Consider the following 13,444-nt stretch of genomic DNA (forward strand, 5'->3'; position numbering starts at 1 on the left):
ACTACCTAACGTCCCATATGATCAAGCCCCGCCCGGCCGAACCGGGCGTCCGCCCTAAAAAAACCCTCGCAGGCGCGCTAGCGCGTTGTGCGGGATGACAACGGTCATTGAAGGAGACGAAACATGGTAGTCCGCGTCGGAATCAACGGTTTTGGCCGTATCGGCCGCAACATCCTGCGGGCCATCGCCGAGTCCGGCCGCAAGGACATCGAGGTCGTCGGCATCAACGACCTCGGCCCGGTCGAGACCAACGCCCATCTGCTTCGCTTCGACAGCGTCCATGGCCGCTTCCCCGGCACCGTGACCGTCGATGGCGACACGATCAGCCTCGGCGGCAACAAGATCAAGGTGACCGCCGAGCGCGATCCCTCGAAGCTGCCCTGGAAAGATCTCGGCATCGACATCGCGATGGAATGCACCGGCATCTTCACCTCGAAGGACAAGGCCTCCGCGCATCTGACTGCCGGCGCCAAGCGCGTTCTCGTTTCTGCGCCCGCCGACGGCGCCGACGCCACCATCGTCTACGGCGTCAACCACGACACGCTGACCCGGGAACATCTGGTCGTCTCCAACGGCTCCTGCACCACCAACTGTCTTGCGCCGATCGCTAAGGTGCTGAACGACCTCGTCGGCATCGAGACCGGCTTCATGACCACGATCCACGCCTATACCGGCGACCAGCCGACTCTCGACACCATGCACAAGGATCTCTATCGCGGCCGCGCGGCTGCGATGTCGATGATCCCGACCTCGACCGGCGCCGCCAAGGCGATCGGCCTCGTGCTGCCGGAACTGAAGGGCAAGCTCGATGGCGTCGCGATCCGCGTGCCGACCCCGAACGTCTCGGTCGTCGATCTCAAGATCGTCGCCAAGCGCGCCACCGATCCGAAGGAAATCAACGAGGCGATGAAGCGTGCCTCCGAGCAGCAGCTCAAGGGCATCCTCGGCTACACCACCGCGCCGAACGTCTCGATCGACTTCAACCACGACCCGCACTCCTCGACGTTCCACATGGACCAGACCAAGGTGCAGAACGGCACGCTGGTGCGCGTGATGTCCTGGTACGATAATGAGTGGGGCTTCTCGAATCGCATGGCGGACACCGCCGTCGCGATGTCGAAGGTGATCTAACTCCACTCTCGTGTCCCGGACGCGATGCAGCGTGAAACGCTGCTTCGCAGATCCGGGACCCATCTAACCGCGGGACTCGCCGCAATTTGGGTCCCGGTTCTGCACGGCGGCACTACGCGCCGCAGTGCGCCCGGGACAAGGGCCTCCGATGACGAACAAATTCCGTACCCTCGACGACGTCGATGTGAAGGGCAAGCGCGTGCTGCTGCGTGTTGACCTCAACGTGCCCATGGAGAACGGCCGCGTCAGCGACGCGACCCGGCTCGAGCGCGTCGCGCCGACCATCACCGAAATCTCCGACAAGGGGGGCAAGGTCATCCTGCTCGCGCATTTCGGCCGACCGAAAGGGCGCGATGCCAAGGACTCGCTCAAGCCCGTGGCCGAGGCGCTGTCGAAGGTCGTGAAGAAGACCGTCGCCTTCGCCGACGACTGCATCGGCGAGCCCGCGGTCAAGGCCGTTGCCGGCTTGAAGGACGGTGACATCCTCTGTCTCGAAAACACCCGCTTCCACAAAGAGGAAGAGAAGAACGATCCGGCCTTTGTCGCGGAGCTCGCAAAACTCGGCGACATCTGGGTCAATGACGCGTTCTCGGCCGCGCACCGCGCCCACGCCTCGACCGAAGGCCTCGGCCACAAGCTGCCCGCCTATGCCGGCCGCACCATGCAGGCCGAATTGGTCGCGCTGGAGAAGGCGCTGGGCTCACCGACCAAGCCTGTCATCGCTATCATCGGCGGCGCCAAGGTCTCGACCAAGATCGACCTGCTCGAAAACCTCGTGACCAAGGTCGACGCGCTGGTGATCGGCGGCGGCATGGCCAACACCTTCCTGCACGCCCAGGGCGTCGGCATCGGCAAGTCGCTGGCCGAGAAGGATCTCGCCGCGACCGCGTTGCGCATCATGGAAAAGGCCGAAGCCGCCAACTGCGCCATCATCCTGCCGGTCGACGCTACCGTCGCCTATCATTTCGCGGCCAACGCGCCGTCGCACGCCTATGGCCTCGACGCGATCCCGGCCGACGGCATGATCCTCGACGTCGGTCCGCAGTCGATCGCACGTGTCCATGCCGCCATCGACGATGCGGCGACGCTGGTCTGGAACGGACCGCTTGGTGCGTTCGAGATGCAGCCGTTCGACCGCGGCACGATGTCCGCCGCCAAGCATGCCGCCGAGCGCACCAAGGCCAAGAAGCTGGTCTCGATCGCGGGCGGCGGCGACACCGTGGCGGCCCTCAACCAGGCCCATGTGGCCGGTCAGTTCACCTATGTCTCGACCGCCGGTGGCGCATTTCTTGAATGGATGGAAGGCAAGCCCCTGCCCGGCGTCGAAGTTCTGCGCACCAAGTAATCGGTCGGCAAGTCGTCAGCCGCCTTCAAGCAGTGGCCTTGCAGGCCCAAACGGGAGAAAAACACAGATGGCTCGGATCACGTTGCGTCAATTGCTCGACCATGCGGCGGAGAACGATTACGGCGTCCCGGCCTTCAACATCAACAACATGGAGCAGGCGCTGGCGATCATGGACGCGGCCAACCAGGTCGACGCGCCCGTCATCATCCAGGCCTCGCGCGGTGCGCGCTCCTACGCCAACGACGTCATGCTCAAGCACATGATGGACGCGGTGACCGAGATCTACCCGCACATCCCGGTCTGCGTGCATCTCGACCACGGCAACGAGCCGGCCACCTGCATGACCGCGATCCAGGCCGGCTTCACCTCGGTGATGATGGACGGCTCGCTCAAGGCCGACGGCAAGACCCCCGGTGACTGGGGCTACAATGTCGGCGTCACCAAGACCGTAACCGACATGGCCCATCTCGGCGGCATCTCGGTCGAGGGCGAGCTTGGCGTGCTCGGCTCGCTCGAGACCGGCATGGGCGACAAGGAAGACGGCCACGGCGCCGAGGGCAAGCTCAGCCACGACCAACTCCTGACCAATCCGGATGAAGCCGTGAAGTTCGTCCAGGAGACCCAGGTCGACGCGCTGGCGATCGCGATGGGGACGTCCCACGGTGCCTACAAATTCACCCGCAAGCCCGACGGCGACATCCTCGCCATGAACGTGATCGAGGAGATCCACCGCAAGCTGCCGAACATGCATCTCGTCATGCACGGCTCCTCCTCGGTGCCGCAGGACCTCCAGGACATCATCAACGCCTATGGCGGCAAGATGAAGCCGACCTGGGGCGTGCCCGTTGCCGAGATCCAGCGCGGCATCAAGAACGGCGTGCGCAAGATCAACATCGATACCGACAACCGCATGGCGATGACCGGCCAGATCCGGAAAGTGCTCAAGGACAATCCGGAAGAGTTCGACCCGCGCAAGTACCTGAAGCCCGCGATGGAAGCGATGACCAAGCTGTGCAAGCAGCGGCTCCAGGAATTCAATACCGCGGGCCAAGCCTCCAAGATCAAGAAGGTGCTGACCACGGCCGAGATGGCCAAGCGCTACGCCAAGGGCGAGCTCGCCCCGAAGGTGGCGTAAGCTGCTCTATCCTCCCCTCTCCCCGCGCTTCGCGGGGAGAGGGTTGGGGTGAGGGGCTCTCTCGGCAGATGAGATGACTGCGGGACCTGTACCCCCCTCACCCGGATCGCAAGGGCGATCCGACTTCTCCCCGCAAGCAGGGCGAGGTGAAGAGTCGCCCGGCCGGCCCAACGCTGCCCCAGCCCTTACCCTGCGACGAACGTTAACTCGGCATTTGCCCGAGAACGGTCTATTTTCACCGGCAAGGGCAGAATCGTTTTGGGAGGACATCTCGATGAATCTGACTGAGCTGAACAGGATCGCGACCGCCCTGGTCGCGCCCGGCAAGGGCATCCTTGCCGCCGACGAATCCTCCGGCACCATCAAGAAGCGTTTCGACGCGATCGGCGTGGAATCGACCGAAGAGAACCGCCGCGACTATCGCGAGATGCTGTTCCGCTCGAACGAAGCCATGAGCCGCTACATCTCCGGCGTCATCCTCTATGACGAGACGATCTGGCAGAACGCGAAGGACGGCACGCCCCTGGTCAAGCTGATCGAGAGCAGCGGCGCCATCCCCGGGATCAAGGTCGACGAAGGCACCCAAGCCCTGCCGATGTGTCCGGGCGAGCTCGTCACCGTCGGGCTCGACAAGCTCGCCGAACGGCTGAAGAAATATCACGAGCGCGGCGCACGTTTCGCCAAATGGCGCGCGGTGATCGACATCGGCAGTGGCATCCCTTCCATGACTGCGATCAGCGTCAACGCCCACGCGCTGGCGCGCTACGCAGCGCTGTGCCAGGCCGCGCAGATCGTGCCGATCGTCGAACCCGAAGTGCTGATGGACGGCGATCACGACATCGATCGCTGCTATGAGGTGACGAGCCGTGTGCTCAACAAGACGTTTCAGGAATTGCGCGTGCAGCGCGTCGCGCTCGAGGGCATGGTGCTGAAGCCGAACATGGCCATCTCCGGCAAGAAGTGCGCGAAGCAGGCTTGCGTCGAGGAGGTCGCGGAGAAGACGATACGGCTGCTCAGGGCGTGCGTGCCCGCGGCGGTGCCCGGCATCGCCTTCCTCTCCGGCGGCCAATCGGATGAAGAGGCAACGGCGCATCTCAACGCCATGCACAAGCTCGGCCCGCTGCCCTGGGGCCTGACCTTCTCCTATGGTCGCGCACTCCAGGCCGCGCCGCAGAAGGCCTGGTCGGGCAAGGCCGAAAACGTCGCGGCCGGACAAAGCGCATTCAGTCACCGCGCGCGCATGAATGGCCTCGCCTGCAAAGGCGAATGGCAAAGCAGCCTGGAACAGAAAGCGGCCTAGATCTTGTCGAACAAATCTCCTCCGCCGCGCCCGGCGCCGCGCCTTTATCTCGCGACGCCTGTCGTCGACGATCCCGCTTCGCTCCTGGCCGAGCTGCCCGGCCTGCTCGCCGCCGCCGATGTCGCGGCCGTGCTGCTGCGGCTGAAGCAGACCGATCAGCGCACCATGATCTCGCGGATCAAGGCCTTGGCGCCGCCGGCTCAGAAAGCGGGCGCGGCGCTGCTTGTCGATGGCCATCCTGAGCTCGTCGCACGCGGCGGCGCCGACGGCGCGCATCTGCCCGGCATCGCCGCGCTGAAAGAGGCGCTGCCATCGCTGAAGCCCGATCGCATCGCGGGCGTTGGCGGGCTGATGACGCGGCACCATTCGATGGATGCGGGCGAGATTGGCGCGGATTACGTGCTGTTCGGCGAACCCGACGCAAAGGGCCAGCGGCCGTCGTCGCAAGCGATCGCTGAGCGGCTGGACTGGTGGGCCGAGCTGTTCGAACCGCCCTGCGTCGGCTTTGCCATCTCGCTGGAGGAGGCCCACGAATTCGCCGCCAGCGGCGCCGATTTCGTGCTGGTGGGCGACTTCATCTGGGCCGATCCGCGCGGACCCAAGGCTGCGCTGATCGAGGCCGACGCTGCGATCAAGAAGGCTCATGCGACTGCGCTTGCAGACCAGGAGCACGGCTAGCGCCCGACATGAAGCTCCCGCGCATCATCATGCTGGCCACGCTGCTGCTGACGGCGCCCGCGGCCGCGCAGCTCCAGATCACGCCGCCGGTGGCAACGCCGGGCGCTTCGGCCGAGAAAACCAAAGACAAGCCGAAGGCCACGCCGCACACCATCACCAAGAAGAAGGAAGCGCCGCCGGCACCCAAACCTTCAGCCTCCCCCAAACCTTCCGCGTCCCCAAAGCCTGCTCCGGCCGCGACCGTGATTCCGGCGCCGCCGACCGACAACCCCAACGTCGATCTGGTGTACGGCGCCTATCAGCGCGGCCAGTACAAGACCGCCTTCGAACTCGCCACGGCCCGTGCCGAAACCGGCGATGCCAAAGCGATGACCATGCTGGGTGAGCTCTATTCCAACGCCATGGGCATCCGACGCGACTACACCAAGGCGCTGCAATGGTACAAGCGCGCCTCCGACGCCGGCGACCGCGAAGCGATGTTCGCGCTCGCCATGCTCAGGATGACCGGCCGCGGCGGTCCGGTCGACAAAAATGAGGCGGTCAAGCTGATGGCGTCCGCCGCCAAGCTCGGCGAACCCAAGGCGGCCTATAATCTCGCGCTGCTCTATCTCGACGGCCAGACCCTGCCGCAGGACGTCAAGCGCTCCGCCGAGCTGCTGCGCCAGGCGGCTGATGCCGGCCTGCCCGAGGCGCAATACGCGCTCGCGACCTTCTACAAGGAAGGCACTGGCGTGCCGAAGGATTTGGAACGGGCGGTGCGTCTGCTCCAGGTCGCCACGCTGACCGACAATGTCGATGCCGAGGTCGAATACGCCATTGCGCTGTTCAACGGCACAGGCACGCCGAAGAACCAGCCGGCGGCCGTCGCCCTGCTCCGCAAGGCGTCCCGCCAGGGCAGCGCGATCGCGCAGAACCGGCTGGCCTGGGTGCTGATCAACGGCATGGGCACGGCCGTGGACAAGGTCGAGGGCTTCAAATGGCATCTGGTGGCCAAGACCTCCGGCAAGGGCGATCCGGAGCTGGACAAGCAATTGTCCGATTTGCCGGCCGAGGACCGGGCCAAGGCCGAGGCCGCCGCCAGGAAATGGCTCGGGGCCAAATGACTTGACGTTGAGGCCCCCGCAGGGCACCCCATCCCTCAAACAGGCGCGATTTCGCGCCATTTCCCCCGATCAAGACCGGAAGCTCATGCTGTATTCCGCAACTATCAACGTCATGGTCAAGGCCGCGCGCCGCGCCGGCCGCAGCCTCAAGCGCGATCTCGGCGAGATCGAGCATCTCCAGGTCTCGCTGAAGGGACCGGCGAATTTCGTCTCGCTGGCCGACAAGCGCGCCGAGGAGATCCTCTACCAGGACCTCGCCAAGGCGCGGCCCGGCTACGGCTTCATCGGCGAGGAAGGCGGAACGCGCGAGGGCTCCGACAAGAGCCACACCTGGATCGTCGATCCGCTCGACGGCACCACCAACTTCCTGCACGGCATCCCGCAATTCGCGATCTCGATCGGGCTTTCGCGCGAGGGCACGATCATCGCCGGCGTGATCTACAATCCCGCCAATGACGAGCTCTACATCGCCGAGCGCGGCAAGGGCGCCTTCCTCAACGACCAGCGGCTGCGCGTGGCCGGCCGCCGTCAGCTCAACGAATGCGTGGTGGCCTGCGGCCTGCCTCATATCGGCCGCGGCGACCACGAGGAATTCCGTCGCGAGATGACCGCGATGCAGGAGCGCGTCGCCGGCCTGCGCCGCTTCGGCGCCGCCTCGCTCGACTTGGCCTTCGTCGCCGCCGGCCGCCTCGACGGCTACTGGGAGCGCAATTTGCAATCCTGGGACATCGCGGCGGGTCTGATCATGCTGCGCGAGGCGGGCGGAACGATCACCGACATCGATACGCCGGGCGACGCGCTGGTGACAGGCAATGTCGTGTGCGGGAATGAATACGTGCACGGGGAATTGGTGAAGATCTTGCGGAAGTAGGCCGCAGCAGCACGACGGCTCGATCGACGACGGTTAGGAATCGTCGTCCTCATCGTCCTCGTCGGCTTCGTCGTCGCGATATTCACCGCCGATGGTCAGGCCCTCGATCGCCGTGGCGCCTTTCGACTTGATCACCCGGCGGAGCGGGACCGAACTCTCGCTTCGCAGTGCGTCCATCAACTGTTCCGAATGGGTGACAATCCAGATGTCGGCGCGGCGCGATGCTTTGGCGATGAGCCGGGCCAGCGGCGCAAGCAGCGACGGATGCAGGCTGGTCTCGGGTTCGTTCAGCGCAATGAACGGCGGCAGCCGATAGCCCATGAATACCGCGAGCAGGCAGATGTATTTCAGCGTCCCGTCGGATAGTTCATGAGCCCTGAACGGCCGCGGCATATCCGGCAATTGCAGATCGAATTCACACCTGCCATTTTCTTCCCATGCGCGGAGTTCGGCACCCGGGAATGCATCCTGGATCGCGTCCTGCAGGTCGTCGGCGTCTTCCCGAATGACATAGAGGGTCGCCAGGGTGGCAGCCAGATCGATGCCATCGGCGCTGAGCGAGGGCGTTGCGATCGCCAGACAAGGCTTTCGTATCGGTGACGCCGGATCAGTGCGAAAGTCATGATAGAATCGCCAGCCCAGCATTGCATTTCTGATCAGGTCGATTTCCGGGCATTGCTTGCCATCGGAAAAAGCCGCAAGCGCGGTCTCTGACGGCAGCACCGCATCCTTGTGAGCGTTCCAGGCGCCACTCTCGCCGCGGACGCTGATGAGCGAATTGATCCGCTCCATCAGCTTGACCGTGCGTTTGCCGCGCGTCGTTTCGATCGTTTCAGCCTTGATCATCGGCTCGCCGGAAAACGCCGCCTGAAGCGGGCTGGGAAATCCGAGCTCGATGGAATATCTCATGCCGTCGAATGTCGCCGACAGCCGCAGCCGCCCGTCTTCGCCTCGCTTGCGTATGCCGGACCAGCAGACCGAATTCAAACCGCCTTCATCGGCGATCGTGCGGGTGATCTGACCGGTCGCCGCGTCGCGCAACAGCGACAAGGACTTGTAGAGATTGGACTTGCCGACTCCATTTTCGCCGACGAACACCGACAGTGGATGGATGGGTATGGAGAGCCGCCGAATGGAGCGATAGTTCGAGATCGCAATGACGGTCGGACGCATCACATGCTCTCAATCGGCGGGCTATCTCCGCATTCGCAGTAAGGTGCGAATACGATGTTTCAATCCAGGGGTGCAGTCTGGATTGAGGCCTCCGAGAAATCAAGCCGACCGATCCGGCGTTCAATGGCCGACTCTCACCAGCGCAAACCCGACGGTCATCATCCGCGAAGGCGGATGATCCAGTATTCCAGAGACGCCGCTCGGATACGGAAAGGCCGCGCGGTACGGCATGCCCCGCCTGCGCGGGGCATGACACCTCACCTTACAGCTCGGCCGGCGCCGGCGGCCCGTACATCTCGCCCTGCTTCGCCGCCTTCTCCCGATCCCCGCCCAGCACGCGCTGCACCGAGACGAAGAACACCGGCACCATCAGCAGCGCCAGGATCACTACCGCGATCATGCCGCCCATCACGACACTGCCGAGCGCCTGCTGGCTGGCGCCGCCGGCGCCATGGGCGATGGCCATCGGCAGCACGCCGCAGATGAAGGCAAGGCCGGTCATCAGGATCGGGCGGAAGCGCAGGCGGCAGGCCTCGATGGTGGCGTCCACCAGCGGCTTGCCTTCTTTTCGAAGATCCTTGGCGAACTCGATGATCAGGATCGCGTCCTTGGCCGCAAGGCCAATGATGGTGATCAGGCCGACGGTGAAATAGACGTCGTTGGGCAGGCCGCGCAGCATCGCTGCGACCACGGCGCCGACGATGCCGAGCGGCACGGTGAGCAGCACCGCGAGCGGAATGGTCCAGCTCTCGTAGAGCGCGGCCAGGCACAGGAACACCACGAATACCGAGAGCCCGAGCAGGAACGGCGCCTGCGAGCCCGACAGCTTCTCCTGGAGCGACTGTCCGGTCCATTCATAGCCGAAGCCGCGCGGCAGCTTGCCGGCAAGCCGTTCCATCTCGGCGATGGCATCGCCCGAGGTGAAGCCGGGTTTCGCCTCGCCCGAGATGCGCACCGCCGGATAATAATTGAAGCCGGCGATCTGCGTCGGTCCGCGCGCCCATTCCACGGTGGTAAAGGACGAGAATGGCACGAGCTGGCCGCGGCTGTTCTTGACGTTGTAGTTGAGGATGTCCTCGGTCCGCATGCGGTCGCGGGCATCGGCCTGCACCACGACACGCTGCATGCGGCCGCGGTTCGGGAAGTCGTTGATGTAGTTCGAGCCGAGATTGGTCGAGATCGTATTGTTGATGTCCTCGAAGGTGACGCCGAAGGCGCCCGCCTTTTCGCGGTCGATCACGAGATTGACCACGCCGGCCTCGGGCAGGCCCTCGACATAGACCTTCTGCAGCACAGCGCTCGCATTGGCCTCCGCGATCAACTGATCGGCGGCGCGCATCAAGGCCGGATAACCCTTCTGGCCGCGGTCCTGGAGACGGAACGAGAAGCCCGAGGAGTTGCCGAGATTGTCGATTGGCGGCGGCTGCAGCGCGGAGATTTTTGCGTCGCGGATCGACGACGACAAATCGCGGTTGATGTCGGCGACGATCGCGGCCGCAGAATCCTTCGGCCCGCGTTCCGACCAGTCCTTCAGGGTGATGAAGGCCTGCGCGGTGTTCATGCCCTGGCCGGAGAAGCTGAAGCCGGTGAGGAAGGTGACGTTGTCGACGCCCGGACGCTGCGCCAGGTATTTTTCCACTTTCTCGATCACCGCCTCGGTTCGGCCGTAGGACGAGTCCGACGGCGTCTGCACGTCGGTGGTGACGAAGCCCTGGTCGTCGACGGGCAGGAAGCCGCCGGGCAGATTGACGAAGGCCCAGGACAGGCCGGCGAGCAGCGCGACATAGACCAGCATCAAGCGGCCGGTGCGCTTCAGCGAGAAGCCGACGGTGCGGGAATATCCCTCCTTGCTGCCGTCGAGCATGCGGTTGAACCAGCCGAACACGCCCTTCTTGGCATGCCCATGACCGGCCGCGACGGGCTTGAGCAGCGTCGCACACAGTGCCGGCGTCAGCGACAGCGCGAGGAAGGCCGAGAAGCCGATCGCGGCGACCATGGTCACGGAGAACTGGCGGTAGATGATGCCGACCGAGCCCGGGAAGAACGCCATCGGCACGAACACGGCCATCAAGACCAGCGTGATGCCGATGATGGCGCCGGTGATCTGCGACATCGCTTTCCGCGTCGCTTCCTTGGGCGGCAGCCCCTCCTCGGCCATGATGCGCTCGACGTTCTCGACTACGACGATGGCATCGTCGACGAGGATGCCGACGGCGAGCACCATGCCGAACATCGAGAGCATGTTGATGGAATAGCCGGCGAGCAGCAGCGTGGTACAGGCGCCCAGCAGCGCCACCGGCACCACGATGGTCGGAATGATGGTGTAGCGGATGTTCTGCAGGAACAGGAACATCACCACGAACACCAGCACGATGGCTTCGACCAGCGTCGACAACACCTTCTTGATCGAGGCCTCGACCACGGGCGTGATGTTGTATGGAATCTCGTAGCCGATATTGGCCGGGAAGAAGCGAGACAGCTCCTTCATCTTCTCTTCGACGGCGCTCGCGGTCGCCAGCGCATTGCCGGTCGGCGACATCAGCACGGAAAGACCGGCGGTCGGCTTGCCATCGAGACGGGTGTTGAACTGGTAGCTGAGGCCGCCGACCTCGATCCGCGCGACATCGCGCAGCCGCACGGTCGACCCGTCGGCATTGGCGCGCAGGATGATGGTACCGAATTCATCCGGGGACGAGAGCTGGCCCTTGACCAGCACCAGCGCGGAGGTGCGCTGGGTCGAGGTCGACGGCTCGGCGCCGATGCTGCCCGAAGCGACCTGCGCGTTCTGCGCGGCAATGGCCTTGTTGACGTCGTCGGCGGTCAGGCCATAGCCGACCAGCTTTGCCGGGTCGACCCAGACGCGCAGGCTACGTTCCGTCGAATACAGCGTGGCGCGGCCGACGCCGGGGATGCGGCGGATCTCGCCCAGCACGTTACGGATCATGAAGTCGCCCAGGCCGACCTCATCCAGGCTGCCGTCGGTCGAGTTCAGCGTGATGATCTGGAGCACCGCGCTGGAGGCTTCCTCGATCAGAATGCCCTGCTGGATCACCGCGCGCGGCAGCCGCGCCTCGACGCGCTTGATGCGGTTCTGCACCTCGACCGAGGCGGCGCTGGTATCGGTGCCCGGCACGAAATTGGCGATGATCTCGACCTGGCCGAGCGAGTCGCTGGTCGATTCGAAATTGAGGATGCCGGAGGCGCCGTTGAGCTCCTCCTCGATCAGCCGCGTGACGCTGTTGTAGAGGTTCTCGGGCGAGGCACCGGGATAGCTGGTCGAGATCGAGATCGAGGGCGGCGCGATGATCGGGTACTGCGCGATCGGCAACAGCGGAATCGAAATTGCGCCGACCAGACAGATGAACAGCGCGACGACCCAGGCGAAGATCGGCCTGTCGATGAAGAAGCTCGCCATGGTCTATTACCGCATCAGCTTCTGGGCGTGCCGGTTGTCGGCGGTCGCATCCGCTTCCGACCAGGATTGCGGCTTGACCTTGTCGCCGGCGGCGAACTTCTGGAAGCCTTCGACCACGACCTTGTCGCCAGCCTTCAGGCCGTCGGTGACGAACCAGATGCCGTCCTGCACCGAACCGGTGCGCACCGGCTGCACCGAGATGCGATTGTCGTCCTTGACGACGAACACCTCGCTGCCGCCGCCGCCATTGCGCTGAATCGCCTGCTGCGGCACGGCGATCGCATCGCTATCGAGACCCTGGTCGATGCGGACGCGGACATACATGCCCGGCAGCAGCTCGCGCTTCGGATTGCGGAACTCACCACGCAAGGTCACCTGACCGGTATTGGCGTCGACCTTGGCATCCGAAAACAGCAACTTGCCGTCGAGCGAGTAGAGGGTGTTGTCGTCGAGCACGAGATGCACCTTGGCGGCGTCGGGCGCGATGCGCTCGAGGTCACCGCTCTCGAAGGCGCGGCGGAGCTGGTTGAGCTCGTTCACCGACTGGGTGAAATCCGCATAGATCGGATCGAGCTGCTGAATGGTGGCCAGATTGGTCTCGTTCTGGACCGCGAGCGCGCCCTCGCTGACCAGGGCGGCACCGACGACGCCGTCGATCGGCGCGCGTACGGTGGCATAGTCGAGATTGAGCTTTGCGCGCGCGAGATCGGCCTTGCGGCCCTCGACCTCGGCATGGGCCTGGCGCTCGGCCGCGATCGCCTTCTCGTTCTCGGCTTCGGGCGCGGCGCGCTGGCTGGTGAGCGTGGCGATGCGGCGCGCCTGCTGCTGGGACTGCATCAACGCGGCCTCGGCCTTGGCGACCGCAGCCTCGTTGGCCATCACCTCGACCTCGAACGGACGCGGATCGATCCGATACAGTGGATCGCCGGCCTTCACCTCGCTGCCCTGCCGGAACAGGCGCTCGACCACGATGCCGGACACGCGCGGCCGCACGTCGGAGACGCGCGTCGGCGCAATGCGGCCCGGCAGCTCGCGCACCACGGCACGCGGCTGCGGCTTGACGATGACGATGCTGACGTCGGGGTCGTTGGGCTGGGCGGCTGAAATGGCGGAGCTGGATTCGTCGCAGCCCGCCAACAGCGGCGTAAAGGCCGCGAGCATCATTGCAACGCATGCCGATCGCGCGCGAAGTCCTGACATGAAATGGGGTGCCCCGATATTGTTGAAACCGATCCCGCTCGGCGCGAGGCCCGTTCTGGGCCATGGCACGCGGCTGATGCGGTCAAAATAGAG

General features: G+C 64.8%; 10 protein-coding genes. 7 read left to right on the forward strand and 3 right to left on the reverse strand.

The genetic code is table 11. The annotated features are described in order from the left end of the window. Nucleotides 1-123 precede the first annotated feature (123 nt). The 7 genes from gap (at nt 124) to ACFQX9_RS30725 (ending at nt 7,563) form a co-directional block, all read left to right on the forward strand. A complete protein-coding gene (gene gap / locus ACFQX9_RS30695) occupies nt 124-1,131 on the forward strand; it encodes a type I glyceraldehyde-3-phosphate dehydrogenase (RefSeq protein WP_085361601.1) in 1,008 nt (335 codons plus the stop codon). Nucleotides 1,132-1,279: 148 nt separating this feature from the next. Beyond that, nucleotides 1,280-2,476 carry a phosphoglycerate kinase gene (locus tag ACFQX9_RS30700; protein WP_085361602.1) on the forward strand — a complete coding sequence of 399 codons (1,197 nt, stop codon included), beginning with the start codon at nt 1,280-1,282 and terminating at the stop codon, nt 2,474-2,476. Between the two features lie 67 nt (nt 2,477-2,543). Next, complete coding sequence (gene fba, locus ACFQX9_RS30705) at nt 2,544-3,611, forward strand: class II fructose-bisphosphate aldolase (protein WP_007599942.1); 1,068 nt, start codon at nt 2,544-2,546, stop codon at nt 3,609-3,611. Nucleotides 3,612-3,885: 274 nt separating this feature from the next. Continuing rightward, a complete protein-coding gene (locus tag ACFQX9_RS30710; protein WP_204513310.1) occupies nt 3,886-4,911 on the forward strand; it encodes a class I fructose-bisphosphate aldolase in 1,026 nt (341 codons plus the stop codon). Nucleotides 4,912-4,914: 3 nt separating this feature from the next. Next, a complete protein-coding gene (locus ACFQX9_RS30715; protein WP_377791423.1) occupies nt 4,915-5,589 on the forward strand; it encodes a thiamine phosphate synthase in 675 nt (224 codons plus the stop codon). A gap of 8 nt (nt 5,590-5,597) precedes the next feature. Beyond that, on the forward strand, nt 5,598-6,692 hold the full coding sequence (locus tag ACFQX9_RS30720; protein ID WP_018454608.1) for a tetratricopeptide repeat protein: 1,095 nt from the start codon (nt 5,598-5,600) through the stop codon (nt 6,690-6,692). 85 nt (nt 6,693-6,777) lie between these two features. Beyond that, nucleotides 6,778-7,563, forward strand: a complete 786-nt coding sequence (locus tag ACFQX9_RS30725) for an inositol monophosphatase family protein (protein ID WP_018454609.1) — start codon at nt 6,778-6,780, stop codon at nt 7,561-7,563. 33 nt (nt 7,564-7,596) lie between these two features. On the opposite strand, the gene ACFQX9_RS30730 is transcribed toward ACFQX9_RS30725, so the two are convergent. The 3 genes from ACFQX9_RS30730 to ACFQX9_RS30740 all read right to left on the reverse strand — a co-directional run bounded on the left by ACFQX9_RS30730 (nt 7,597) and on the right by ACFQX9_RS30740 (nt 13,351). Next, nucleotides 7,597-8,736: an AAA family ATPase gene (locus ACFQX9_RS30730; protein WP_377791424.1), complete on the reverse strand. Its 1,140-nt coding sequence runs from the start codon at nt 8,734-8,736 to the stop codon at nt 7,597-7,599. Nucleotides 8,737-8,998: 262 nt separating this feature from the next. Further along, complete coding sequence (locus ACFQX9_RS30735) at nt 8,999-12,151, reverse strand: efflux RND transporter permease subunit (protein WP_018454611.1); 3,153 nt, start codon at nt 12,149-12,151, stop codon at nt 8,999-9,001. 6 nt (nt 12,152-12,157) lie between these two features. After that, the gene (locus tag ACFQX9_RS30740) at nt 12,158-13,351 is read right to left on the reverse strand and encodes an efflux RND transporter periplasmic adaptor subunit (protein WP_085351844.1); all 1,194 of its coding nucleotides are present in this window, start codon (nt 13,349-13,351) and stop codon (nt 12,158-12,160) included. Nucleotides 13,352-13,444 lie beyond the last annotated feature (93 nt).

Source organism: Bradyrhizobium sp. GCM10028915, from assembly GCF_042666195.1.
GTDB lineage: Bacteria > Pseudomonadota > Alphaproteobacteria > Rhizobiales > Xanthobacteraceae > Bradyrhizobium > Bradyrhizobium canariense_D.